Annotated in this window: 16 protein-coding genes; 7 read left to right on the top strand and 9 right to left on the bottom strand. The window is 64.5% G+C overall.

What is annotated here, in order from left to right:
• Positions 1 to 49: 49 nt before the first annotated feature.
• Complete coding sequence (locus QAZ22_RS30900; RefSeq protein ID WP_278204689.1) at positions 50 to 6,598, bottom strand: tandem-95 repeat protein; 6,549 nt, start codon at positions 6,596 to 6,598, stop codon at positions 50 to 52.
• 324 nt (positions 6,599 to 6,922) lie between these two features.
• Between QAZ22_RS30900 and QAZ22_RS30895 the strand changes: the two genes are divergently transcribed.
• Positions 6,923 to 7,897, top strand: coding sequence for a transglutaminase-like cysteine peptidase (locus tag QAZ22_RS30895; protein WP_278204688.1), 975 nt, complete (start codon positions 6,923 to 6,925; stop codon positions 7,895 to 7,897).
• Between the two features lie 336 nt (positions 7,898 to 8,233).
• On the opposite strand, the gene QAZ22_RS30890 is transcribed toward QAZ22_RS30895, so the two are convergent.
• From QAZ22_RS30890 to QAZ22_RS30875, 4 genes are read right to left on the bottom strand one after another with little or no spacing between them, the layout of a single operon-like run.
• A complete protein-coding gene (locus tag QAZ22_RS30890) occupies positions 8,234 to 8,875 on the bottom strand; it encodes a ribbon-helix-helix domain-containing protein (protein ID WP_278204687.1) in 642 nt (213 codons plus the stop codon).
• Positions 8,865 to 10,154 carry an HlyD family type I secretion periplasmic adaptor subunit gene (locus QAZ22_RS30885; protein ID WP_278204686.1) on the bottom strand — a complete coding sequence of 430 codons (1,290 nt, stop codon included), beginning with the start codon at positions 10,152 to 10,154 and terminating at the stop codon, positions 8,865 to 8,867. Before QAZ22_RS30885 ends, QAZ22_RS30890 begins: the two co-directional genes overlap by 11 nt.
• A gap of 17 nt (positions 10,155 to 10,171) precedes the next feature.
• Positions 10,172 to 12,304: a type I secretion system permease/ATPase gene (locus QAZ22_RS30880; protein WP_278204685.1), complete on the bottom strand. Its 2,133-nt coding sequence runs from the start codon at positions 12,302 to 12,304 to the stop codon at positions 10,172 to 10,174.
• 30 nt (positions 12,305 to 12,334) lie between these two features.
• Positions 12,335 to 13,792 (bottom strand): TolC family protein, encoded by a 1,458-nt coding sequence (locus QAZ22_RS30875; protein WP_278204684.1) that lies wholly within the window; start codon positions 13,790 to 13,792, stop codon positions 12,335 to 12,337.
• A 530-nt stretch (positions 13,793 to 14,322) separates the two neighbouring features.
• Between QAZ22_RS30875 and QAZ22_RS30870 the strand changes: the two genes are divergently transcribed.
• The gene (locus tag QAZ22_RS30870; protein WP_278204683.1) at positions 14,323 to 15,636 is read left to right on the top strand and encodes an NAD(P)H-dependent oxidoreductase; all 1,314 of its coding nucleotides are present in this window, start codon (positions 14,323 to 14,325) and stop codon (positions 15,634 to 15,636) included.
• 421 nt (positions 15,637 to 16,057) lie between these two features.
• The gene (locus tag QAZ22_RS30865) at positions 16,058 to 16,228 is read left to right on the top strand and encodes a type II toxin-antitoxin system VapB family antitoxin (RefSeq protein WP_278204682.1); all 171 of its coding nucleotides are present in this window, start codon (positions 16,058 to 16,060) and stop codon (positions 16,226 to 16,228) included.
• A 92-nt stretch (positions 16,229 to 16,320) separates the two neighbouring features.
• Here the strand turns inward: QAZ22_RS30865 and proC are convergent, their stop codons facing one another.
• The 3 genes from proC to QAZ22_RS30850 form a co-directional block, all read right to left on the bottom strand.
• Complete coding sequence (gene proC / locus QAZ22_RS30860) at positions 16,321 to 17,136, bottom strand: pyrroline-5-carboxylate reductase (RefSeq protein WP_278204681.1); 816 nt, start codon at positions 17,134 to 17,136, stop codon at positions 16,321 to 16,323.
• 81 nt (positions 17,137 to 17,217) lie between these two features.
• Entirely contained in the window at positions 17,218 to 18,537 is a 1,320-nt protein-coding gene (locus tag QAZ22_RS30855) for an O-antigen ligase (protein ID WP_278204680.1), read from the bottom strand.
• The gene (locus QAZ22_RS30850) at positions 18,506 to 19,519 is read right to left on the bottom strand and encodes a glycosyltransferase (RefSeq protein WP_278204679.1); all 1,014 of its coding nucleotides are present in this window, start codon (positions 19,517 to 19,519) and stop codon (positions 18,506 to 18,508) included. Before QAZ22_RS30850 ends, QAZ22_RS30855 begins: the two co-directional genes overlap by 32 nt.
• Before the next feature lie 168 nt (positions 19,520 to 19,687).
• Between QAZ22_RS30850 and QAZ22_RS30845 the strand changes: the two genes are divergently transcribed.
• Genes QAZ22_RS30845 through QAZ22_RS30835 form a run of 3 tightly spaced genes read left to right on the top strand, consistent with a single transcriptional unit; the run spans position 19,688 to position 22,598 of the window.
• Positions 19,688 to 20,860: a glycosyltransferase family 4 protein gene (locus tag QAZ22_RS30845; RefSeq protein ID WP_278204678.1), complete on the top strand. Its 1,173-nt coding sequence runs from the start codon at positions 19,688 to 19,690 to the stop codon at positions 20,858 to 20,860.
• Positions 20,857 to 21,651, top strand: coding sequence for a WecB/TagA/CpsF family glycosyltransferase (locus tag QAZ22_RS30840; RefSeq protein ID WP_278204677.1), 795 nt, complete (start codon positions 20,857 to 20,859; stop codon positions 21,649 to 21,651). Before QAZ22_RS30845 ends, QAZ22_RS30840 begins: the two co-directional genes overlap by 4 nt.
• On the top strand, positions 21,648 to 22,598 hold the full coding sequence (locus QAZ22_RS30835) for a DUF6492 family protein (protein ID WP_278204676.1): 951 nt from the start codon (positions 21,648 to 21,650) through the stop codon (positions 22,596 to 22,598). Before QAZ22_RS30840 ends, QAZ22_RS30835 begins: the two co-directional genes overlap by 4 nt.
• Before the next feature lie 79 nt (positions 22,599 to 22,677).
• Here QAZ22_RS30835 and QAZ22_RS30830 read toward each other — a convergent pair whose 3' ends face one another.
• Entirely contained in the window at positions 22,678 to 23,973 is a 1,296-nt protein-coding gene (locus tag QAZ22_RS30830; RefSeq protein WP_278204675.1) for a lipopolysaccharide biosynthesis protein, read from the bottom strand.
• 200 nt (positions 23,974 to 24,173) lie between these two features.
• On the opposite strand from QAZ22_RS30830, the gene QAZ22_RS30825 reads away from it, so the two are divergent.
• Positions 24,174 to 26,471, top strand: coding sequence for a GumC family protein (locus QAZ22_RS30825; RefSeq protein ID WP_278204674.1), 2,298 nt, complete (start codon positions 24,174 to 24,176; stop codon positions 26,469 to 26,471).
• Positions 26,472 to 26,524 lie beyond the last annotated feature (53 nt).

Raw genomic sequence — 26,524 nt, 5'->3', positions numbered from 1 at the left:
ATTCATGCGTTGCTTATGCATAGCATGGGAGTGTGGCTGCGTATAAGCATTAAATCGTGGTTGTGTGCTGTGTATGCGTGCTGTCATCGTAAAGTATCGTGATGGTGGCAGGCGGGTTCGTGAGTTGCGCCACGTCCACGAAATTGGCACCGCCGGTCGTGCCGTTGGCGTCGACGCTCACAGTGCCGTTGGTATAGTGCACGTAGTCGCTGATGTTGCCGGCAGGCGCCGTCTCGAACAGCGCGGTCAGGTCGATCTTGTCTCCTTCGCCACTATGGTAGTCGGTGATGAGATCCTTGATGTTCAGTTCGAGGTGGTCGAGCTTGAACGTGTCGGCGCCGGTGCCGCCGGTGAGCGTGTCCGCCCCTGCGCCGCCGATGAGAAGGTCGTTGCCGGCTCCGCCGTCGATGATGTCGTTGCCGCCTCGGCCGATGATGACGTCGTTGCCGCCATTGCCATAGAGGTGATCCACGCCGGATGTGCCGTAGATCTGGTCGGCCGTAGCGCCGCCATTCACCGTGATGCCGGGATCGCCCGGATCATGCGAGAAGAACGAGAAGTTGACGGTACGCGCCTGGTAGTTGCCGCCATTGTTGTCGAAATAGGACAGCGTCCAGGTATCGTTGACCGACGGCGGATGCGTGATCAGGTAGGCAGCAAGCGTCGTGCTCGTCGCATTGCCGCTGGCGTCGAGCAAGTAGATGTGGTCGTAGTCGACGGTGGCCTTCATCAAACCGGTCGTCGGATCGTAGAACCAGCTCTGCTCGAACGTGCCTGGACTTGTGTCGTCCTCGACGATCGCAAAACGGTCCGTGCCGATTCTCACCTCTACCTGCACTTCCTGTTCGCGGTGCGAGCCTGCGCTGCTATCGCCATAAACGCCCGGATTCCGCTCGCTCACTGGAATTGGCGTATTGAACGGCGATTCCTGGAAATCAGTATAGACAACAATGGTCGAGCCGTGCGGATCGGCCGTGATCGCATTTACAGTCGCCTGCGACAGGTGGAGCGTTGCAACCTGATCGTTGCCCGAGGTCAGCGGGCTATTGCCATTGCCGATCTGCGAGGTGTCGCTGGGCAGGCTGGTCGGCGGTACTTCATGGATACCGACCGTCTGATTGACATGGACCGTGCCGTCATAGACGTCGAGCGAAAGATTGGTATTGACCGTGTCGTTCTGCGTCGCCGTGGGCCGGTAGACTAGGTCGTCCAGCAGGTTGATGCCACTCGACGGATCGTAGAGCACCGTGCCGGTGGTCAGCGCGACATAGCTCGTGCCGTTGAAGTAGAACACGCCGGCAGGGATCGCGCCGGTCGCGGTGACGACGAGGTTGTCGCCATCGGCGTCGGTCGGGACATTGACCAGCAGCGGGTAGCCGTCAGGATAACTGGGCGTGCCCGTCTGCTGTGACGGGTCACTCGACATCCAGTTCTCGGTGTTCGCGACGACCGGCGGATCGTTGACGTCCGTCAGGTTGATGGTCAGGGTCGTCGTCGACAGGTCGCCGTCACCGTCCTTGATCGTGTAGACGAAGACGTCGGTCGTGTTTGCGTTGATGCTGTGCGCCGTCGATTGATAGGTATACGAGCCGTCGGCGTTGAGGTGCAGCGTGCCGTGCAGACCGATAATATCGGTGTTGACGCCGCCGCTTACCGCTGTCGTTGTGTCGCCTCCTGCGGCCCGCACGCCGTCGATGGTGGCACCGTCCGCGCCGCGGACATCATTGACCAGAACGCCGGCCGCCGCGAGCACGGTGAGTAGCGCACCTTCGTTGACGTTGCCGGTATCGGCATACGCCGTCGGCACGTCGTCGACGATGTTGACGGTGATGGTGCCGGTGGTTGTGTTGCCGACGCTGTCGGTGACCGTATAGGTGAAGTTCTCCAGGCCCGAGATGGTCTGGGCGCCGTCATTGGCCTGCGCGTTGAGGTGATTGCTGGTCAGCGTGTAGACGTAGCTGCCGTCGGCGTTGATCTGGATGGTGCCGTAGGTGCCGACGATGGTCTGCGCCGTGTAGGTGAGCGCGCCGACGCCGCCCGAGGCGTTGAGCTGGTTTGAGGCATCGGTCTCGGTCGCCAGGTTCGGCAGCGAGCCGGTCACGGTTCCGTGCGTCAGGTCGGCGCCGGTGGTTGTGGTGTCGAGCGCGGCCTCGTTGACGGTGGCGTCGTTGTCGGCCGGCGCGACCAGCCCGGCATCCGCCAGGTTGATGGTCAGCGTGGTGGTCGACAGGTCGCCGTCGCCGTCCTTGATGGTGTAGACGAACACGTCGGTGGTCGCCGAGGAGATGGCGTTGGCTGTCGACTGGTAGGTGTAGGAGCCGTCGGCGTTGAGGTGCAGCGTGCCGTGCAGACCGATAATATCGGTGTTGACGCCGCCGCTTACCGCTGTCGTTGTGTCGCCTCCTGCGGCCCGCACGCCGTCGATGGTGGCGCCGTCCGCGCCGCGGACATCATTGACCAGAACGCCGGCCGCCGCGAGCACGGTGAGTAGCGCACCTTCGTTGACGTTGCCGGTATCGGCATACGCCGTCGGCACGTCGTCGACGATGTTGACGGTGATGGTGCCGGTGGTTGTGTTGCCGACGCTGTCGGTGACCGTATAGGTGAAGTTCTCCAGGCCCGAGATGGTCTGGGCGCCGTCATTGGCCTGCGCGTTGAGGTGATTGCTGGTCAGCGTGTAGACGTAGCTGCCGTCGGCGTTGATCTGGATGGTGCCGTAGGTGCCGACGATGGTCTGCGCCGTGTAGGTGAGCGCGCCGACGCCGCCCGAGGCGTTGAGCTGGTTTGAGGCATCGGTCTCGGTCGCCAGGTTCGGCAGCGAGCCGGTCACGGTTCCGTGCGTCAGGTCGGCGCCGGTGGTTGTGGTGTCGAGCGCGGCCTCGTTGACGGTGGCGTCGTTGTCGGCCGGCGCGACCAGCCCGGCATCCGCCAGGTTGATGGTCAGCGTGGTGGTCGACAGGTCGCCGTCGCCGTCCTTGATGGTGTAGACGAACACGTCGGTGGTCGCCGAGGAGATGGCGTTGGCTGTCGACTGGTAGGTGTAGGAGCCGTCGGCGTTGAGGTGCAGCGTGCCGTGCAGGCCGGCGATGTCGGTGCCGGCGCCGGTGGTGACCGCGGTCGTGGTGTCGCCGTTCGCCAGGCGCACGCCGACCACGCCGCCGCCGATGGCAAAGCCGTCGGCGCCGGCCACGTCGTTCGACAGCACGCCGGCCGCCGCCGTCACCGTGAGCAAAGCACCTTCCGTGACGGCGTTGATGTCGGCATACGCCGTCGGCACGTCGTCGACGATGTTGACGGTGATGGTGCCGGTGGTTGTGTTGCCGACGCTGTCGGTGACTGTGTAGGTGAAGTTCTCCAGGCCCGAGATGGTCTGGACGCCGTCATTGGCCTGCGCGTTGAGGTGATTGCTGGTCAGCGTGTAGACGTAGCTGCCGTCGGCGTTGATCTGGATGGTGCCGTAGGTGCCGACGATGGTCTGCGCCGTGTAGGTGAGCGCGCCGACGCCGCCCGAGGCGTTGAGCTGGTTGCTCGCGTCGGTCTCGGTCGCCAGGTTCGGCAGCGAGCCGGTCACGGTTCCGTGCGTCAGGTCGGCGCCGGTGGTTGTGGTGTCGAGCGCGGCCTCGTTGACGGTGGCGTCGTTGTCGGCCGGCGCGACCAGCCCGGCATCCGCCAGGTTGATGGTCAGCGTGGTGGTCGACAGGTCGCCGTCGCCGTCCTTGATGGTGTAGACGAACACGTCGGTGGTCGCCGAGGAGATGGCGTTGGCCGTCGACTGGTAGGTGTAGGAGCCGTCGGCGTTGAGGTGCAGCGTGCCGTGCAGGCCGGCGATGTCGGTGCCGGCGCCGGTGGTGACCGCGGTCGTGGTGTCGCCGTTCGCCAGGCGCACGCCGACCACGCCGCCGCCGATGGCAAAGCCGTCGGCGCCGGCCACGTCGTTCGACAGCACGCCGGCCGCCGCCGTCACTGTGAGCAAAGCACCTTCGGTGACGTTGCCGTTATCGGCATACGCCGTCGGCACGTCGTTGACGATGTCGATGGTGAGCGTGGCGGAGGCGGGATCGCCGTCGGAGTCCACGACCTGGACGGCGAAGTCGTCATGGGTGCCGTTACCAGAGGTGCTGTCGAGCAGCGTATAGGAATAGGTGTAGCCGGTCGCCGGCGTGCCGGTGATGGTCAGGTCGCCGTACTGGCCGTGCACCAGGCCGCCATTGGTCACGTCGACCTGGTTGTTGTCCTTGTCGGTCAGATAGAGGTGGCTGATCGTGTCGCTGCCGGTGGTGATCGTCAGCGCGCCCGTCGTCGTCTCGCCGGTGTCGCTGTTGTTGGCGCCGTCGCCGTCGGCGATCTCGCCTGAGCCCGCCGGCAGGCCGTCATGCGGCGGAAGGCCGGCTTCGTTCGCCGCGCTGTGGCCGGACGCGTCGGGATTGTCGGGCGTCACATCGATGGTGGGCGTCGAGTCTTTCAGCAGGTTGATCGTCACCGTCGCCACCGACGGGTCGCCGTCGCCGTCGACGATCTGGTATTGGAACGTCACCGTGCCCTGTTCGCCGGCAGCCGGCGTGTAGGTGAAGGTGCCGTCATTGTTGTAGGTCACCGCTCCGGAGCCGCTCAGCGAGTTCGCCACCAGGCTCACTTTGGTCGCATCGGCGATGTTGACGCCGTCCGCGCCGGGCACGTCGTTGGCGAACACGTTCACCGTCACCGGGCCGTTCTCGGTCGCCTGCGTGGCGCTGTCGTTCGCCGCATGCGGCACGTCGTTGACGATATCGATGGTGAGCGTGGTGGAGGCCGGGTCGCCGTCGGAATCGACCACCTGCACCGCGAAGTCGTCATGGGTGCCGTTGCCCGTGGTGTTGTCGAGCAGCGTGTAGGAGTAGGTGTAGCCGGTCGCCGGCGTGCCGGTGATGGTCAGGTCGCCATACTGGCCGTGCACCAGGATGCCGCCGGCCGCGTTGGTCACGTCGACCTGGACGTTGTTCTTGTCGGTCACATAGAGGTGGCCGATCGTGTCGCCGCCCGTGGTGATGTTGAGCGAGCCCGTCGCGGTCTCGCTCGGGTCGCTGTTGTTGGTGCCGTTGTTGTCGGCGATCTCGCCTGAGCCAGCAGGCTCGCCGCCGCGCGCCGGAAGGCCGGCTTCGTTGACGCTGGTGTCGGAGCCCGCGCCGATCTCGATCGTCGGCGTCGAGTCGTTCAGCAGGTTGATCGTCACCGCCGCCACCGACGGGTCGCCGTCGCCGTCGACGATCTGGTACTGGAACGTCACCGTGCCCTGTTCGCCGGCAGCCGGCGTGTAGGTGAAGGTGCCGTCATTGTTGTAGGTCACCGCTCCGGAGCCGCTCAGCGAGTTCGCCACCAGGCTCACCTTCGTCGGGTCTGTGACGTTGACGCCGTCCGCGCCGGGCACGTCGTTGGCGAACACGTCCACCGTCACCGCTGCGTTCTCGCTCGCCTGCGTGGCGCTGTCGTTGTGCGCCGTCGGCACGTCGTCGACAATCTGCACCGACAGCGTGCCAGGGGCAGAAACGTCGCCGTCAGAGTCGGTGACCGTCACCGTCATGTTGTCGAAGATGGGATCGCTGCCTGCTGGGTGGGTCTCGCCATGCTCCAGCGTGTAGCTGTAGCTCACCTGGCCGGTCGCGGCGTCGTAGCCGTTGATGGTCAGCGTATTGCCGAGCGGCGTGGTGATTTCGATCGGCGTCGACGCGCTGTTGGCAAGGGCGGCGCCCGAAATCACCTGGCCGGCGATGGTCAGCGAGCCGACCCCGTCGGGCGAGGTGATGGTGAAGGTGCCCGTGTTGTGTTCTGAGGGGTCGCCGTCGACGCCCGGCGCCGCCACCTCGCCGGAGCCTTCCGGCAGGCCTTTTTCATTGACGATGGTGTCGCCGCCGCCGGCCTCTGGCGTCAGGTCGATGATCGACGGCGTCGAGTCGGGCAGAAGGCCCGGAAACAGCTCGCGATGGTCCGGCTGGCCGAACGCCAGGTCCGTCGGCGGCAGCAGCGAGGTCAGGCCGAAGCCGTCGCCGATCCCGCCTGCGGGATGCTCGAAATTGCCGCCGGCGCTGCTCGGCGAGCCGTTTCCGCCGGCCGAGATCGAGCCGTCGGCGCCAAAGGCGACATCGACATGGCTCGCTTCAAGAGCGGCGATTAGGGCGACGCGCGGCACCTCGACATCGCCGATGATGAAGGTCGGCACGTTCAGCGCGCCGTCCTTGATGACGATCTCGGATCCGTCGGGCTGCTGCAGCACGAGGTTGTGCCCTTCGACCTTGATGTTGTCGATCGAGGTATTGGCCGGAAGCTTCACGACATTGCCGGCGTCGGCATGATATTCATGCGGAACGTTCGAGGCCGCGGCATTCGCCGCCGGCGCGTTTGCGGCAGGAGCATTGGCGTCCGCCGCCGGCTTGTTCGCACCCTGTGCATTGTCGGCGCCCTGTGCCGGCGCGCCTTTGCCGACATCGACCGGCACCGGCTCGCCCGCGGCCTGGCCGCTGGCGGCCTGGGCGACTTGCACGCCCGCCGGGATCGGATGTTCGCCAACGCTCGTGTGCTCGTCCCAGGAATTGGAAACGGCGTCGAATTCGATACTGGTCGTCATAGCTCAAGCCCCCTTCGGCATTTCCCGGAAAGAGACATGCGAGGCCCGAACTTTGCAACAGAGCTTCAACTTATTTCATATACTCGAATATGTAGAGATTTGCATTTTTTACACTTGGTAAATCCGCATGATATATGCAGTTATGTATTCTCCGAAACCGCGCCGGATCAATTTCGGAGCGCGAATCAGGTTTGGTAAATAGAAGTATAAATTTGAATAAAATTTGATAGAAAACAGAATAGATTGATTCGCGGAAATTTTCCCACCTTCCTTTCCGATAATTTGAGACAAGATTGGTAGCGTCCACAGTCAAAGGTGGGCGTTATGAAAATACAAAAGACTGCCCCGGGGGTGTCGGGGATCAAGGTTCTGCTGCTGGCCATTGGCTTCGCGGGGGTGGCGAATCAGTCATCCGCCAGCACGATCTCCCTGGCAAATCCGACCCCTCAGACGGTGTTTGCGCCAGCCCTTCTCGGCGGCGTTTCGCTGAGCAGGCCGCAGCCCTGGCAGCCGGCCGCCGCCTACCGGATAACCGGCGTCGTCGGCGCTTACGGACCCCTCGACGCTTACCCGGCGGCGGGTTCTTCGGGCGGTGGCATCGACCCGAGCCAGGTTGACCCGATCCAGACTGGGGCGATCATCCCCGGCGTGTTCGGCTCGGTGGCCTTGTCCATGCGCAACTTCCCGGTCGCCGCGCGTTGGGCTCCTGTCTACAAGGCCATCGTCGACTGCACGGCCGGAAGTCTCTGCGATCGTGAGAACGCTGCGTTTGGCGAGATCATCGACATTGCCGGCAGCAAGGGCTTCCGCGACAAGCTGGCCTTCGTCAACAGCAGCATCAACCGGCTGATCGCCTATCGCAGGGACAGCGTCGTCTACGGCAAGCTCGACTACTGGGCGAAGCCGTCGGAAATCCTCGAACATCGTGCCGGCGATTGCGAGGATTTCGCCATATTGAAGATGGCGGCGCTGCTCCGCGCCGGCATCCCGGCGCGGAGCATGTCGCTCGTCGTGCTGCAGGACCGCCGCCGGAAATTCTTTCATGCCGTGCTGTCGGTGAGCACGGGAAGCGGCACCTTCATCCTGGACAGCCTCAGCAACAACGTGGCGATGGATAGCGACCTGCCCGACTACGTTCCGCTCTACTCCTTCAGCACCGATCGCGCCTGGATCCACGGATCGAAGTCGGGCGCGCAGATCGCCGATATCGCCGGCGGCTTCGACACGGTCGCGCCGGGCGAGGGCGCTTCGCCTGAGGTGGCGGTGACGCCAGCGAGTTCCAGTCCTGGTGCGAATTAGGTCGCTTGTCGGTTAAACTATTCAAGGATAATACCCTGGAACCTTCGCGATTGGCCGAAGCCCTTCCAACGTCGTCATCGTCGGGCGTAGCGATACGAAGCGGAGCGAAGACCCAAGGATCCATGCCGTGACATTCGCCGAAGTGTGCAACGGAGCAGAATTCTGCACCGTTGGCAGAGCGTTAATGTAACGGCATGGATCCTCGGGTCTGCGTCGCGTCGCTTCGCTCCTCGCTCCGCCCGAGGATGACGAAGTGACAGGCGTCCCGGCTAATCTCCGGCGCATACGATCTGCCAACGCAACACCGTCCGCGTCGTCAAATGCTGCGCTTGCGACCTACCCGTTGAAGACGAACGCCATCAAAAGCTCCGGCTCGGCAACCGGCGCGCGCACGGCGCTGAGCTGGCCGCGGTAGCGGCGCTCGCCGGCGCCGATGACGAAGCCCGTGGTGACGGGCGTCTCGCTGTTGGCATCGAGGCGGGCGAAGATGTCGGTGACGTTGAGGTCAAGCGCCAGCTTGAGGTCCTGCCTGCCGTCGTCGCCCGGTGCGTTCGGCAATTGCCGCCTGACCAATTGCTGGAACGGCGCGTTGAACGTCAGGATCTTCTTCGACGACGACAGCGCGAAGGCGGGCGAGGGGCAGGCGACCAGGATCGCGTTGATCGTCCGGATCGAGGCGAGCTTGCGCAATTCCATGCTTTCCTCGGCGAGGCCCCTCATGCACGCGACCCGGATCGCCGAGGTGAGGTTGCCCTGGTCGGGATGATTTTCGGCAATCTCTTCGACCAGCATGCCGATCGTGCATTTGCGGCTTTCGGCCATCTGCTTCAGCGACACCCAGAAGGCGCGCTCCAGCCGGATGCCGCGGCGCACGCCGCCACGCGCCACGACCCGGAACTCCGGGCCGAAATCCTCGGCCGCGAGCGACGGCAGCAGCCGTTCGCGCGGGGCGTCGGGGCGGGCGGCGCTATCGCTCACTCATCGCCTCCTGACGCGCCTTGTTGATAGGCTTCAAAAGATAGTTGAGGATCGTCTTGCGGCCGGTCTTGATGTCGACCGAGCAGATCATGCCGGGGATGATCGAGTAGGTCTTGCCGTTCCTTTGCAGCGTGGATTTCTCGGTCGCGACGCGCACCTGGTAGTAGGGCTCGCCCGTCTTCTGGTCGACCAGGCTGTCGGCGGTGATGTTGGAAACCTTGCCTTCGATACCGCCGAAGATCGAAAAATCATACGCCGTGACCTTGATCAGCGCGTCCTGGTCCGGCTGGATGAAGGCGACGTCGCGCGGCGAAACCCGCGCCTCGACAAGCAAGGTCTCCGATGTCGGCACGATGCCGGCCACCACCGCGCCGGGCTGCACGAAGGAGCCGAGCGTGTTGACATCGAGCGTGTTGACGATGCCGTCGACAGGCGAGCGTATGTCGGTCCTCGCCACTTTGTCGGTGGCGCCGCGGATGGTTTCGTCCACCACCGACAGGTCGGCCAGCGCCTGCGTCAGGTCGCTCAACGCCTCCTGCTGCAGCTGCAGGCCGAGCTCGTTGACCTGAAGCTGCGCCTCGGTGATCGCCGCCTGCGTCTTCTTGATCGTCTCGCCCGCAAGGTTGAGCTGTCCGTGCAGGTCGGCCTGCTCGCGCTCCACGCGGATCTGCTCGGTCTTGGCCATCAGCCCCTTCTTGACCATCGATTCGACCAGCGCCGTTTCCTGATCGCTGACGGCGAGGCTCTTGGACAGGCGATCGGAATTGGCGGTTGCTTCGTCCAGCTCCTTCTCGCGCTGATCGAGACGCGACTTGAGCACCGACAGCTTCACCTCGAAATTCTCGCGGCGCGCGACCAGCAGCTTCTGCTCGTTGTCGCAGATTTCCGGCGCGACCTTCTGGATCTCCGCCGGACAGGGAAACGACCCCTCGACATTGCCGCTCTGCTCATACTTCAGCCGCGCGATGCGCGCCTGCAGCGCCCGCGCCTTGGCCTGCTCCTCGCCAAGGCTCGATGTATTCCCGGAGTTGTCGAGCCGGATGATCAGGTCGTTCTTCTTGACGGTCTGGCCGATCTTGACGGCGATCTCCTGGACCACGCCGGCCTCGGTCGCCTGGATGATCTGCGTCTTGGAGGCGGGAATGACCTTGCCGTCGCCGCGCGCGATCTCGTCGACCTCGGCAAAGGATGCCCAGGCGGTGAAGGCCACGAACAGTGCCCCTATGATGTAGACGGACGCCGATGCGAAAAGCGGCGGCCGATCTTCCCTTGCAAACATTCCCCAACGCGCCCCAGTCAGGCATTCGCCTTTTGCAATGCCTGGATGACTTGTTCCTTCGCTCCGTCCGCGACCACGCGGCCCTGCTCGATGACGATGAGGCGGTCGACCAGCTCCAGCATGCTGTAGCGATGGGTCGACACGATCAGCGTCGTGTTGCGGTCGAACGCGACCTTGAGCTGTTTGATCAATTGCCGTTCCGAGGCGAGGTCCATCGAACCAGATGGCTCGTCCAGGAAGACGATTTTCGGCTTGGTCAGAAGCAGTCGCGCGATCGCCACCGCTTGCCTCTGGCCGCCCGACAGATTGGTGCCCCGCTCGCCGACATTCATGTCGTAGCCGCGCGGATGCCGCGAGACGAAGTCGTCGACGCCAGCGGCTTTCGCGGCGTCGATGATCTCCTCGTCGGTCGCTTCCGGAGCGGCCATCAGGAGATTTTCCTTGATGGTGCCGGAAAACAGGTCGCCGGCCTGCGCCACGATGCCGACCGCGGCGCGGACTTCCGACGGGTGGTATTGGCGGATGTCGATGCCGTCGATGAGCAGCTCTCCGGAAGTCGGCAGGAAGAGCCGGCCGACCAGTCGCCCCATCGTCGTCTTGCCGGAGCCGATGCGGCCGATGATGCCGATCCGCTCGCCCGGCCTGACGGCAATGTTGAGCCCGCTCAGCACCTCGTTTTCGGTGCCCGGATAGGCGAAGCCGACATTCTTGAACAGCATCGCGCCGCTGCGGATCGGCCGGTTGACGAAGCCGACCGTGTCGGGCCGGTCCTCCGGCTGCGACATGATCGTGTTGACGATCCTCAGCGACAGCATGGCCTGCCGGAAGCGGGAGAGCGTGATGGCGATCTGGCCGAGCGGCGCGACCGCCCGGCCCGCCAGCATGACGGTGCCGATGATCGCGCCCGTCGAGACCTGGCCTTCCGAGAAGGCGTAGGCGCCGGCAACCACCAGGGCGACGGTCACGAGTTGCTGGATGGCGCCCGTGATGTTGCCGGCGGCGGCCGAAAGCTCCTTGATCTTTTCCGACGTATTGGCCGCGTTCTTCGAATGCTCGCCCCATTTGCGCAGCAGATAGGCCTCGGCGCGCAGCGACTTGATCGTCTCCAGCGTGGAGATCGATTCGACCAGAAGCGCCTGGCGCTGCGACGCTTCGTTCATGGAAGCGGCGACCCGCTTGCCGATGCGCCGCTGCGTCACAAGTCCGACAATGACGGCGATAACGAAGGCCACGGCCGGGATGATCACCAGCCAGCCGCCAATGGCGTAGATGACCGCCAGGAAGACGAAGACGAAAGCCGTGTCGATGAACACGCTGATGGTGTTCGAGGTAAAGAACTCGCGCACGAATTCATATTGCGTCACCCGGTTCGCGTATTCGCCGGTCGATCCAGGCCGCGCCGCCAGGGACGAGTTGAGCACCTTCTCGAACAGAAGATAGGAAATCCTGAGATCCGCCTTGCGTCCGGCATAGTCGATCAGCGAGGCGCGGGCCGTCTTCAGCAGGAGATCGAACAGGATGGCCGCGCCGATCCCGAGCGCCAGCACCCAGAGCGTCGAGATCGCCTTGTTCGGCAGGATGCGGTCGTAGACGTTCATGGTGAAGATCGGCGAGGCGATCGCCAACAGGTTGATGAAGATCGCCGACAGCGCGACCTTCGAATAGGTGCGCCAGAAGGCGCCCATCGTTCCGGTCAGCCAATGGCGCCTTTCGATCCTCGGCGCCGTGCCGACCGTCATCTCTTCGGCGGTGTTGGCATAGGTGATCGAGAAGGAGGCGCCGCCGCTGATATAGCTCTCGGCGAGTTCCGATTTGCTGATAGTGGTGCGGCCGTTTTCCTGCGGCGCCGTCAGATATTGTCCGGTCTCGGTCTCGGCGAGCAGCGCAACCGGCGACTGGTTGGCACGGAAGACGATGGCCGGAAGATCGACGCGGCCACGCACGAAATCGCGATGGCCGAAAGCCTGCGTCTCGAGGCCGATGCGTTCGGCGAGGTGCCTGATGTCGTCCGGCTCGATGCGCGTCTCCGAGATCGGCACCCCGGCAAACAGCACGGTCTCCGCGCTCGGCCGGCCGAGATAGGCTGCAATCGCCGAGAAGCAGGCTTTGAAAGCCTCCTTGGGCGAGACGATGTTAGGTTGCTGGTTCACGATCCGCCCCGAAGGACCAGAGATCGATGGTTACATCGGCTGCTTCTTCCTGACCGGCGCGAGGATGTCGAATGGCAGGTCGTTCTTCTGCTCCGACGGCGTCCGCGCATAGGTTTCGGTATCGGCCGTTTCCGGCACGCCGAATTCCGTCCGCGCGTAGGCCGCGGCCTGCTTGGCCGGCTGGATGTTCATCGTCTTCAGCAACTGCCCGGTCGCGGCCAGCAGCCGGTATTCGGCAAACAGCGACGCATAGGACGAGGTGTCGGCCAGCGTTGCGGTGTTGAAACGGGTGTTCTGCGCGTCGAGCACGTCGAGCAGCGAGCGCTGTCCGACCTTGAACTGCTCGCGGTAGGAAGCAACCAGCTTCTCGTTGGTGGCTGCCTGCAGCCGCAGCGTCTGCGCCAGCTCCGCCTGGCGGAAGCGGCGGTCCCACGAAGTGCGGACGGCTTCCTCGATCTCGCGCAGCACCTGATGCAGCGCGAGACGCTGCTCGCTGGTGCGGCGGATCTGCTCCTGCTCGTTGGCTTTGTCGATGCCGCCGCGATAGAGGTTCCAGCGCAGCACGACCCGCGCCTGCAGGTCGCTGGTGTCGCCATCGTCGCCGTCGATGTCATATCCGCCCCTGGCGATACCCTCGGCGGTAATCGTGGGGCCGTATTTGGCCCGCGCGGCGTCGACCAGCGATGCGGCGGCGTCGATGTCGCTGTTGGCCATATGCACGCGTGGATTGTTCTGCCGGGCGAGCCCGATCGCGTCGTCGAGCGAGCGCGGCAGCGCGCCGGCCACATCGGCGGGCCGCGACGGATTGGTCAGCGGCTTGCCGACATTCTTGAAGAAGCGGATCTTGGCCGCCTCCAGTTCTTCCGTTGCCTCCTGCATCCGCGCCTTGGCGGCATAAAGGCGCTCCTCGGCCTGCTGCCGGTCTGCATCGTTGAGCGCGCCGCCCGCGATGCCCTGCTTGATGTCGCCGAGTATGGACTGATGGAAGGCGAGGTTCTTCTTCGCTTCGGCGACGATCGACGCCTGCAGCATGTATTCGAGATAGTCCTGGACGACCGCGAGCCCGATGAATTCGGACCGCTCCAGCACCCTGAAGGAAGCCCCGTCCACGCGCGAGGCCTGCCGGTTCAATTCGGCCCGCCTTGCCCCGCTGTCATAAAGCGTCTGCGAAACGGTGAGGTCCGCCTCGTTCGGGTAGAGAGCGTCGTGCTGTTCGTCGAGCGCGCGCCGGGAAGAATTGTCCAGGCGGCGAACGCCGGTCGACGCTTCCAGATCGACGCTGGGAAGATAGAGGCCTTTTGCCTGGCGCAGCTCGAATTCGATGGCTTCGCGGTTTTCGATCGCCTGCCCAATCTCAGGATTGGACTCGACGGCGACTGCTACAGCTTCCTTGAGTGTGAGTGCGCTGGCGCTTCCGCAAGCCAGCATAGACGCCGTCATGGCGAGCGCAAAGCGCCAGCCGACGGTAACTTTACCCGTCCTGGTCATTTCTACCCCGTGACTATCCCCGCGCCTTGTTGTTTTTCTAGGCGCTTATTTGCCCAAGCCTGCCACCGGAGCTTTCGGCCAGTATCTAACAGATTTTTCGGGGATGTGAGCGCTTATTGATTTTGGCGCCTCTAAAAGCGGGGATTCCGGCCATTAGTCCGATCGGTTGTAGCAAAAATAGCACAGAAACGGTGCCCGCCTGGATTCCGATTCGGCCGAAAACGACTGCAATCATAAGTTTTGTTAACCATTTGCGGGTCTGCAAAGGGATTCGCGGGAAAGCCGCCCGGCAGCCGGCGCCCCTTGCCGGCAAAATTGGATCTTGGCGTCGACTTCGCCATTTTTTTCCTCGGAAAGTCGGCTTTGCGAGGCCCGAGTCCGTAACGCCGCGAAGGCTGCGGATCGTTGCCAAAAATCTGCCCCGATTCTGCAGGGCGTGCACCGGAAATTGCCATGACCGGCTGGTTTTGTTGGCAAACGGGGATCGTTCCCTGTATTGCGGGCTGAAAGCAAAGCATGGACGTTCTTGTATGACAAATGTCGCCCTGACCGGGCTTGCCCGCGATCTCGCCCGGCGCGCCGCCGAGGGCCGTCCCGTGCGCATCGGCGTCATCGGTTCCGGAGAGATGGGTACCGACCTGGTGACGCAGGGCATGCTGATGCCGGGCATTTCGGTCGCGGCCATCTCCACGCGCCGCCCGCACACGGCTCGCGACGCGATTCGCATCGCCTATGGCGACGATGCGATGGCCGCCGAAGCCGATACCGCCTCCAAGGTCAGCCGGGCGATCGCGAGCGGCAGAATCGCCATCACCTCGAACGAGATGCTGGTCACCAATCCGCTGATCGACGTCGTCATCGATGCCACGGGAAAACCCGGCGTCGCAGCCGATTTCGACCTGATGGCCATGGAGCATGGCAAGCATCTGGTGATGATGAATGTCGAGGCCGACGTCACCATCGGCTGTTACCTCAAGCAGCAGGCCGACCGGCTGGGCGTCGTCTATTCGGTCGGCGCCGGCGACGAGCCGTCGAGCTGCATGGAGCTGATCGAGTTCGCCTCGGCGCTCGGCTACACCATCGTCTCGGCCGGCAAGGGCAAGAACAATCCGCTCGACCACGACGCCGTCCCCGACGACTACCGGGAAGAGGCGCTGCGCCGGAACATGAACCCGCGCATGCTGGTCGAGTTCGTCGATGGCTCGAAGACCATGGTCGAGATGTGCGCCATCGCCAACGCCACCGGCCTGGTGCCCGATGTTCCGGGCATGCATGGCCCCAAGGCCGACCGCGACCAGTTGGCCAAGGTGCTCATCCCGCGCGAGGACGGCGGCATCCTGTCCAAGAAGGGCGTCGTCGACTACACGATCGGCAAAGGCGTGGCGCCAGGCGTCTTCGTCATCGTCGAGGCCACACATCCGCGCGTCGTCGAGCGCATGGACGATCTCCATGTCGGCCACGGCCCCTACTACAGCTTCTTCAGGCCCTACCACCTGACCTCGCTGGAAGTGCCGCTGACCGCGGCCCGCATCATGCTCCACGGCAAGCCCGACATGGTGCCGCTGCCGAGGCCGGTGGCCGAGGTCTGCGCGGTCGCCAAGCGCGATCTCGCCGCAGGCGAGACCTTCGATGCCATCGGCGAGACCTGCTATCGCTCCTGGACCATGACCACCGCCGAGGCGCGCGCCAGCCGCGCCATGCCCGTCGGGCTGCTCGAAGGCGGCAAGGTGCTGAAGCCTGTCAGGAAGGGCGAGCTGCTGACCAGCGACAACGCTGTGCCCGACAAGACGACCAGGCTTTACGCCTTGCGCAAGCTGCAGGACGAGATGCTGTATGGGAGCTGAGGCCCTATCTATCTAGCAAGCCCCAACCCGATCGCTTCGTCATCCTATGGCGAAGCAAGGAGCGAAGCGACGCGGCGCAGACCATAGGATCCATGCCGTGACTCTCGGGAGCCGCAACGGTGCCGAATTCTGCTCCGCTGCACCCTTCGCGCGAGGTCATGGCATGGATCCTCGGGTCTACGGGTCCGCTTCACTCCCGCTCCGCCCGTGGATGACGAAGTTCGGGCGCTTCGGCTAATCTCCAAAGTAGGCGATTTGCTTCGTTCTGGGTAAGGCGTCAAGAGCGGCGCACGATTTGGTCGGAACGCTCTTCAGCTCGCCATCCCAGGGCGAACCTCCGTCTTGGAGACTTTGGAATAAGGACGTTCAGGGGTACCGCTCAGGCTGCCATTCTGTCAGAATCATAGCGCCGAGGAACCGGATGGCTCTCCACATCAAAAATCCATGTGCCCGCGAACTGGCAAAACGTCTTGCCGATAGGCGCAAGATTTCGATGACAAAAGCGGTCATTGAAGCGTTGAATCCGAATTGCAACGTGAGATCAGCCGCCGGCCACTCGCCGAGCGGCTCGCTGATATCGCCCACGATTTGAGGGCCAAGGCAGGAATGCAAGGTCGATGGATGGACAAGGACGAGATCGACGAAATTTGGGGACAGTCTCGATTTTCGCCGAGCCTTTTCTTCTTATTTCCCCAGCTCTATCGACCTGAGCCGCGCCGCTTCCACCGCGTCGGTCAAAAGCCTCGTCAGCCGGTCTTCGCCCATCAGCACGGCAAGTGCTGCGGCGGTCGTGCCGTTGGGGCTGGTGACCTGCTGGCGCAGGACGCCCGGCTCTTCGTCGCTTTCGGCGGCGAGCGAGGCGGCGCCATAGACGGTCTGCATGGCGAGCAGCTTGGCTGTGTCGGCCGGCAGGCCGGCCTTCTCGGCGGCAACCGTCAGCGCCTCGATGAAATGGAAGATATAGGCCGGGCCGGAACCGGAGACCGCGGTCACCGCGTCCATGAGGCCCTCGTCGTCGATCGTCGTCACGACACCGCTCGCCGAGAGCAGCTCGGCGACGAAGCGCCGGACGTCGTCCAAAACCAGCGGGTTGGAAAACACCACCATCATACCCTTGCCGATCGCCGCCGGGGTATTGGGCATGCAGCGGACAATCGGCGCGAGGTCGCCGAGGATATCCTCGAAGGTGGCGACGGGCGTGCCGGCGGCGATGCTGACGAATGTGGTCCTGCCGTCGCCGAAGCGCTTGTAGCTCGCCGTCACGTCGCGGATCACCTGCGGCTTCACGGCGATGACGACGAGGTCGGGCACGGCATCGGCCGGAATGGCTGAGGCGTCGGCGGCGGCACCGCAGCCCAGTGCCTCGGCGCGCTTGCGCAATTCTGCATTGGGCTCGACCACGAACACCGTCGACGGCTCGAGTTTGCCGGACTTCAGCCAGCCCGAGAGCATGGCGTAACCCATATTGCCGCAACCGGCGAGAACGAGCCTGATCGTCATGAGAACCTCCGCAAGACGGCTCTCCTTAAACGCTTGCGCAGTTAGGGAAAAGTCCAGTCTCAAGGAGATCGATCGGCCAGATCAGTTGGGACTGCGAGTCGGAAGAGGCCGCAGCGACATTTGTCTCAGGCCAAGCACGCTGAACACGAAGAACAGCCAGACGGGGTCGGCGCGGCGGAAGAAGAAGCTTTCGAGGAAACCGTTCAGCGCCGCGAACAGCACCACCATCATGAAGAAGTCGCCGAGGAGGATGTTCTCCTTGCGCGGCGGGATGCGCATGTAGTCGCGCAGGGGCGCGATAAGGAACGTATACACCGCGACGCAGAGCGCGGGGATGCCCATCAGCACGGCGATGTCGAGATAGCCGTCATGGCCGTGCACGATGGTGCGGATGTCCCAGGGGCGGTCGAAGGGTTGGCCCTGGTTGAGCAGCAGCGGCGTTCCCCAGAAGCTTTCGTAGCCGTAGCCCGTCCAGGGCTTCTTCGCCAGCATCTCGCCGGCGAACTCCCACAGCGTGGTGCGGCCGGTATAGGTGAGGTTCGGGAAATAGGCCGCGGCCAGATGCTTCACAGGCGGGATGAAGACGATGCCCAGCGTGCCGACCGCCGTCGCGATGATCGCGGCCAGAAACAGAATCGGCGTGCCGAGCCGCATGCCGATGAGGCTGGGCAGCACCACGATCAGGATCGAGAACGGCACCAGTCCGACGGTCGTCTTCGAGCCGGTGTGCAGCATGAAGATCATGGCCGCTGAGAAGATGCCGACGCCCCACCAGCGCTGCCCGCGACGCCAGAGATAGAGCCCGGCGAAGCTGAAGCAGGCCATCACCGGTCCCGCAATGTTCTTGTGGGTGAAGACGCCGCGCCACAGGCCCGCATGCTCGGGCTCCTGCGAGTCGGCGGTATGCAGCGCCTCGTGCGGAAAGGCGAAGAGGCCGACATAGGAGAGCCCCATCACCACGACGGCGGTGAAGATGATGACCCTGGCGAAGGAATCGGCATCGCGCGGCAGCACCAGGATCGTCGCCATGGTGATGATGCCGATCATGGTGAAGGAGGCAGCGCGCATCGCCGACGGCGGGTCGGTCGCCAATATCACCGACAGGAAGAAGAAGCCCAGCATCAGCGCCCAGGACGGGCTGATGAGCGAGCGCACGACGCGCGGATCGGCGAAGGCGAGCAGCGAGAAGATCGAGATGGCGCCGAGCGAGCCGAAGCCGAGCTGGTTGACGATATCGCCGCCATCGCCGGTGAGTTCGGCGCCGGCAGGCTGGAAGGGCCGGAACGACACGATGATGCTGGCAAAAAGCAGCGCCGCGATTGCCGTCGCAAGGCCCTCGCGCGTGAAGGCGGCGCCGAGCGGCGCGCGCTCAGTTCTTCTCAGGCTGCCGGTATTGCTCATTGGCATATCCGAATTCGGCAAGCACGCGACCGAGCGCGACATAGACGGGGTAGAGGCCTGTCGCCAGCGAACCCGTGCGCGCCAGCCTTACGGCGCCGCGCAGCGGCGAGGCGGCAAGCAGAGCCAGGCTCTTCAGCAGAACCTTGGTTCCGGCGAACGGCGTGCCCGCTCGCTTCTTCTTTTCCACCAGGGTCGAGATCACGCCGTTGCGCAGGCTTCGGGCGCGGATCCAGTCGGCCTCCACGCGACGCGCTGGAACCCCTTCCCTGACCCTTGCCTCGGCGCACCAGCCGAGCGCGAAACCCTGCTGCGACGCGCGGCTGAGGAAATCGGAATCGCCGCCGCCCATGAAGTTGAACCTGAGATCGAGGAAGGGCGGTCCCATGGCCATCAGCACGTTGCGCCCGACCAGCAGGTTGCCGGACGAGTAGAGTGCCGGCACACGGCCCGTTTCGCGGTACGGCGGCGCAAAGACCGGGTGGTCGGCCCATCCCGCATGTGAGGGATCGGCGAAGACCGGCACTTGCGGCCCGCCGACGATGTCGGCTCGAAGCGTCTCGGCGGCTCTGCACATGCGCTCCAGCCAGTCGGGCTCGGCGACCTCGTCGTCGTCGATGACGAGAAGGTGCCGGAAGTTGGGGAACTGCATCATCGCCGTCTGCCAGCCGGCATTGTAAGCGCTGCAATTGCCGCGCTCATGCGCGATGATCACCAGGCCCGGCATCTCGCCGTGCTCGAACAGCGGCAGTGCCGCCTTGGCGCCCTCACGCGCGTCGGCCTCGTTTTCCATGACGATGACGGCGAAGCGGCGCGAGGTTTTCTGGGCTTTGAGCGATGCCAGCGTTTCCAGGAGCAGCTGAGGCCGCTTGAAGGTCGGCAGCGTGACGACCGCCTCGACGGTCTCGGCGGCGAGGCCCGGAGACCGCCCCGCGATCGATACCCCCGCGATCGATACCAAAGCGTCCGATGGCAAAGGGTGCATCCGTTTCCAGCCGTGTGGGTTCGGCTCTCGATAGCAGCCCGATGATAACGTTTCGTTAATCACCTTTCGCGGCGGGTCCCACGAAGCCGGGGCGTTCGGCCTTTGGGGGTGCCATTTAATCAAGGCTTCACCGCGTTCTGCTACCGGCTACACCAATGGATAGGTGAGATGCATCTGCTGTTCGCCACATCGATCGTGCCCGACGGCGTTCTCGCCTCGGGTTACGAGATCGCCAACGCCGCGATCATCGACGCGCTGCGGCGTGCCGGCGTGCGCGTGACGGTGATCGGCTTCAGCTGGCCGGGAAAGCCTGCCGCCGATCCCGGAAACACCATTGTCCTCGGCGCGATCGATGTGCGCACCGAAAGCGCTTCGCCGCGGCAGAAGCTGGCCTGGGCGAGCAAGGCGATGCTCACCGGTCTCACCTTCGCTTCGGTCAAGCTGCGCGTCGTTTCCGATGCGGATGTGCTCGCGGCAATCGAGCGCGCCGGCCCGTTCGACGGTTACATGCTCAATTCCGTGCAATTTGCCGGCGCCTTCGGAGGGCTCTTCGGTGATCGGCCGTCGATCTTCGTCGCGCATAATGTCGAGCATCGCTCGGCCGAGGAGAACGCCGCCGCGGCCGGCAGTGCCCTTCAACGCTGGCTGTTCCGCCGCGAGGCCAGGCTGCTCGCAGTCATGGAAGAGCGTCTCTGTCGCGCCGCGCGCTTCGTCTTCACGCTGGCCGAAGAGGATCGCGCGGCACTCGGCGTCGCCTCCGACGACCGCTCGGCGGTGCTGCCGCTGGTGACGCGCGCCGAGGCGCCGGCGAAGAACGGTCCGCGCCGCATCGATTGCGACGCCGCGCTCATTGGCACTTGGACCTGGCAGCCCAACCGCATCGGCCTCGACTGGTTCCTGACCAAGGTCGTTCCGCATCTCAAGGCGGATTTCCGCATCAGCATCGCCGGCAACATGCCGTCGGGCGTGACGTCGACGCATCCCGGCGTCCAGTTCGTCGGCAGGGTTCCGGACGCCCGGGCCTTCGTTCGCGGTGGCGCCGTCATTCCGCTGATCAGCACCGCCGGCAGCGGCGTGCAGCTGAAGACCATCGAGACCTTCGAGCTCGGCCTGCCTTCCGTTGCCACCAGCCGCTCGTTGCGCGGCATCGGCTATCGGCCGCAAAACTGTGTCGTGACCGACGATCCGATTGCCTTCGCCTCGGCGCTCGAAGCGGCGGCGGCCGATGTTCGCGACATAGACGGCAGCGCCTTCCGTCGCCAGCAGGTGAGGGCGCTCGATGCCGCGATCCGGCTTGGGCTGGAGAGGCTCGGCGCCGTCAGGCAGGAGGTCGCGGCATGAATATGCATGCCGCGCGCGCCGCCTTCGGCTTCGACACGCTGAGGAGGATCCTCGGTATCTCCGTGCTTGCCGTCCGTTGGGACGATGCCATCACACTGCTTTCGCGGTTGATCGCCGAGCGGCGCTTCACCAAGGTGAGCTTCCTCAACGCCCACAACGCCAATCTCGCCTACAGCGATCGGGTATTTGCCGAAGCGCTCGACGATTTTCTCGTGCTGCCGGACGGCGTCGGCGTCGACATTGCCGCGAAGCTGCTCTACGGCTCGCCTTTCCCGGACAATCTCAACGGCACCGATTTCATCCCGGCCTTCCTGCAGGCATCGACCCTGCCGCTGACCGTGGCGTTGCTTGGCGCGACGCGGGTCAATGCCGAGGCGGCGTCCCTCAAGCTTTCGGCGCTCGCCGTGCAGCACAAATTCGTCGTCATCCATGACGGCTACTTCTCCCCCGCGGAGGAGCCCGTAATTATCGAGCGTATTGCCAGGCTGAAGCCGGACGTGCTGCTGGTCGCCATGGGCGTGCCGCGCCAGGAACTGTGGATCGCGCGCCATATCGATGCTCGTCACTGCACACTGCCGATCGCGGTCGGCGCGCTGCTCGATTTCCTCAGCGGCACCGTGCCGCGCGCCCCGCTGTGGATGCGCCGTCTCAGGCTCGAATGGCTGTTTCGCTTGTGGATCGAACCCGCCCGCTTGTGGCGCCGCTACGTGGTCGGCAACCCGCTCTTCCTGTGGCGCGTCCTCAAGCAGAAATTGTCGCACGGGTCGCGGCCAGCGGAGGCGCGCCGTTGAACAGCCGTTTCGTGCCGGACGTCGCCACCAGGATCGAGCCGCTGCCGCGCGCGCCGTCGGCCGCGATCGTGACGGCGAGCTACGCGCCGGATTTCGAACGCTGCCGGCTCCTGTGCGAGACCATGGACCGCCATGTCACCGGTATCGCCCGGCACTACATCCTCGTCGAGCACCGTGACGTGGCACTGTTTCGTCGGCTCGAGGGCAGCAGCCGCACGATCGTCGACGAGCGGGATCTTCTGCCGCGCTGGCTGCGCGCTTTCGACGATCCGCTCAGTCTGTTTCGCCGCCGCGTCTGGGTCAGTCTTAGGACCCAGCCGCTGCGCGGCTGGCACGTGCAGCAGCTGCGCCGCATCGCCATAGCCGCGCATACCGGCGAGGACGTGCTCGTCTTTTGCGATTCCGACGTCGCCTTCCTCAAGCCTTTCGACGCGAGGGTCTTCTGGCGCGACGGCGAGACACGGCTGTTCCGGCGCGATGGCGCGCTGGCCAAGGACGGCCATGACGAGCATCGCATCTGGTCGCGCAATGCCGGCTCGGCGCTCGGCATCGACCCGATTAAGGCTTCGACGCATGATTACATCTCGACGCTGATCGCCTGGCGCCGCGAGACCGTCAAAGCGATGTGCGAGCGGATCGAAAAGACGCACGGGCGCGACTGGGTCAGCGTCGTCGGCTCGGCGCGCAAATTCTCCGAATGCATGATCTACGGCCGCTATGTCGACGACGTGCTCGACGGCGCCGGCCACTTCCATGATCCGGTGGAATTCTGCCGCGTCCACTGGAACGGCGAGGCGCTGTCGGACGAGGAGTTCCGCCGTTTCGTCGACGCCATGGCGCCCGAGCAGGTGGCGATCGGCATGCAGTCCTTCATAGGCACCGATGTCGGCCGCATCCGCCGTTTGATGGGGCTCGATCGCTGGAGCAATTCCAGGAAAAGTGTGTAGCGGTTTTCCGTCCGGAATTGCGTAAAAACAAATAGTCAGAGCAGTTCAGCGTTTCCGTGAAACGATGAACTGCTCGAGTTCAGATCGCTTTGGCCGGCCTGCGCATCGCCGAATAGGTCAAAAGCATCGAGGCGAGATAGAGCAGCAGGAAGACAATGTTGAGCGACAGCACCAGATTGGGCGTGTCGGCAATCGTCGTCAGCACATAGGTCAGCAGCATCGCCTTCAAACCCGCGAGCAGCCCGAGATTGATCGCCCGCACTGCGGTCTGGCCGCGCGCGAAGAGAAGCTCGGCCTCGTATTCGACGAGATTGCGCAGGCCCGGCACGCAGACCGCGAGCGCCACCAGAGGCGCTGCCTCGGCGACATTCTTGCCCAACGCGTTGGGGAAGAAGTGCAGCACGATGCCGAGCGACAAGAGCGCCAGCGTCGAGACCAGGAACACGCCGCCTTCGATGCCGCTCTTGACCGCCAGCCGGGAAAGCAGTTCGGGCGCGCGCATCATGCGTTGCACCAGCATCATCGAGAAGGTGCGGATCGGGATCGCGGTGAGGTCGACCAGCCGCATGATGATGGCGTAGATGCCGGCAAGATGCGGTCCGCCGATCGACAGCACCAGGAGCTTGTCGAACTCCATCTGCAGATAGAACAGCACCTCCGACCCCGCCACATAGATGGAATCGGCGAGCCGCCGGAAATAGAGCTCGGTGCGCAGCCGCAGTCGCTGGCGGGGGTAGAAGAAGGCGAAGGCGACGAAAAGCGAAACGGCATTGGCGCCGATATAGAACCACGACCAGACGCCGATTGTGCGCTGCGCGGCGAGCATGAACAGAACCGCGCCGGCTGACCGGAGCGCCGTCGCCAGGATCGCCAGCACCGCGGCGCGGCCGAACTTGCCGAGACCGTTGTTGACGATCAGCACCACCTCCACCGGCCGCCACAAGAGCGCTTCGGCGAAGACGACCGCGGCAAAGACCGGCAGCGCCACCGTGCCGGCGAAGAAGATCAGGTAGACGCCGTAGGAGGCGGCGGCGAGGACCGGCAGCGAAATCACGCCGAGGAACAGGAAGCCGGCGGTGAAGGTGCCGATCAGGTTCGGGCGGATCGTGGCGGTGCGGTAGAGCGCCGAGATGAAGCCGAAGGCAAGCAGGCGCGACAGCATCACGCCCGCCGCCGAGGCAGTGGCGAACATGCCGAATTCGGCGATCGACAGCGTATTGGCGAGAGCCACGAAATAGGCGAGCGAGAACACCAGCCGCCCGCCGGCGCCGCTGATCGCCGAAAAATAGTCGAAGACCAGCTTCCGGCGCGCGGCCACAAAGCGGCCGATCCGCGCGAGCGTCCGCCTTTGCGGTATGTCGCTGGCCTGGGTCATGTCTCTGTCGAAAGCCTAGGATGGAAAGCTTAACGTGCCGTTCTGGCGGCGGTCCGGCGGCTTGAGCGGGGCTGCAACCGAGGCGAGAAACTGTATTTTCCCGGGTTCAAAATTAACCTTTTATTTCCCATGCCTGTTTAGCGTGACTTAACGATTGGCCGACCGCCTCTCCCAAGCCGCCAGAGAGTAAGTTTCTAGACATGGTCGACAGGGAAAACCGTGACGATTGGAGGCGCGAGCGCTCTTTGCTCGCGCTCGGCCAGGCCGTGCGTGGCGAGGACAGCCCGGACGCTTCGCTGGTTTCCATCGGCGACAGAGCCAACCCGTCTTGGCGCGAGGATGCCGCCGCGCGCCACCGCGCCGCGCGCTTCGAGCGCGAAGGGCGATCGAACCCATTGTCCGCGAACACGGACGAACCCGGTCAATCTCAGGTCGACCCGCTTCCCGAATCGACCCGGGCCGAGGACGTTTCGGCCACGCGGGGCTTGCAAGCCGGACCGCGTGAAGGGAACCTTCCCCCGGACCATTCTCCGCAGCCCGGTTTCGAAACGCGCTATGTCGAACCTCGCCGCGCAAGCCGGCCGCCGGCCGGCGACGATCAGGAATGGAAACCGCTGATCGACCCGATGCAGGTCGTTCGCGGCATCACCCGATCCAAGGCGCTGATTCTTTCGACGACGATCCTGGGCGCCGCGCTCGGCATCGCCATCGCACTGTCGACGCCGAAGAAATACGAGGCCACCACCGAGGTCATCGTCGACCCGCGCGACCTCAAGCTCACCGATCGCGACCTGACGCAGAACGTGATCGCCTCGGACGCTACACTCGCCATCGTCGAGAACCAGGCCCGCATCCTCACCTCGGGCGCGGTCCTCAACAAGGTCGTCACGGATCTCAACCTCGCAAACGACCCCGAGTTCAACGGCCAGGGCAAGGGCGGCATCGGCCTGATGTCGATGCTCCGCTCGGTCTTGTCGCGGCAGGATGCACAAGGCCCTGCCGACGAAGCGCGCCGGCGTGCGCTGGCGGTCGGCAATCTGGCGGAGAGCCTGGACGTCGAGCGCGGCGGCAAGACCTTCGTCGTCTCGATCACCGCGACGACAGAGAGCCCCGACAAGTCGGCCCTGATTGCCAATACGATGAGGACTGCTTTCCAGCAGATCTCCAGCGAACTCCAGTCCAACACGGCGGGCCGCGCCAATGACGAACTGACGGCCAGGCTCGACGAGTTGCGCAAGGGCGTCGAGACGGCCGAGCGCAAGGTCGAGGACTTCAGGGCCACGCATGATCTTGTCGACGCCCAGGGTCACCTGATCAGCGACGATCAGATGCTGAAGCTCAACGAGCAGCTCTCGGTCGCCCGCGCCCGCACGCTCGAGCTCAACGCCCGCGCCGCCTCGGCCCGCGCCGTGAACGTCAACGCGGTTCTCAACGGCACCTTGCCGGAAGAGATCAACTCCAACACGATGGGCGAGCTGCGCTCGCAATATGCGGCGCTGAAACAGGAAGCCGACCGCGCCGCGATCAAGTTCGGGCCGCGGCATCCGGAGCTTCAGGCGCTCAACGCCCAGCTTGCCGGCGCGCGCGAACGCATCGCTGCGGAATTGCAGCGCATAGCGTCCTCGCTGCAGGTCGATCTGAAGCGTTCCGTGCAGCTCGAGCAGGACTTGTCGTCACGTCTGGCACAGGCCAAGGTGCAGAGCGGCGACGTCAACAACAACCTGGTTTCGCTGCGCGAGCTCGAGCGCGAGGCGGCCGCCAAGCGCTCGGTCTACGAGCAGTTCCTGCTGCGCGCCAAGGAGACCGGCGAGCAGAAGGACATCAACACCGCCAACATCAGCTTGATTTCGGAGGCCTATCCGCCGCTCGAAGCCAAGGGGCCGTCGCGCGCCGTCAAGGCGCTGGCCGGCCTGCTTGCCGGTTTCTTCGCCGGCATCGGCCTCGGCGCACTGCGCGGCGCCTATGCCAGCCTGCGCGAGACGGCGGACATCCGCTCGCGCCGCAGGCCCGAGGGGCGTGGGCCGGCCTTCGAGGACAGGGCGTATCGCACAGCGCCGCCGAGCCCTCCGCCGGCGCCCCCGCCGTTCACGCCATCGCCTGTCCCCGCCAACGATGCCGGCCGGCCGGGGTTCTTGGGATCCCTGGCCTCGTCGCTGCGCGATTTCATGTTGCGCCGATCGGAAGAGCCGGTCGAGGCCGGCTTGGACCAACCTGCGCACGCCCGGAACGCGCCGATATCGGAGCGCGGCTTCGAGGCGCCGTCTGCGCAAATCCGTGCCTATTCCCATCAGCCGGACTATCCGCAGCCTGCGGGACCATTCGAGGATGCGTACACATCGTCGGTGGCGTCTTCCCGTTCGCAACCGCCGGTCGCCGAGGCGCACCAGTCGCCGGCCGATCAGCAGGGCCAGATCGACGAGATCCGCGCCAGCCTGCGCGAGTTCCGCGAGGCGGTGCGCGACCTGACCGAAAGCCGCTCCCGCCGCCGCTATTTCTAAAACGCCCGGTCTTCGATAGAAGCTGGCTTCGATAAAAGCAGCCGGTTTCGGGT

The organism is Mesorhizobium sp. WSM4906, assembly GCF_029674625.1.
In the GTDB taxonomy this organism is placed as follows: domain Bacteria; phylum Pseudomonadota; class Alphaproteobacteria; order Rhizobiales; family Rhizobiaceae; genus Mesorhizobium.
This window is presented reverse-complemented; position numbering and strand designations above follow the sequence as displayed.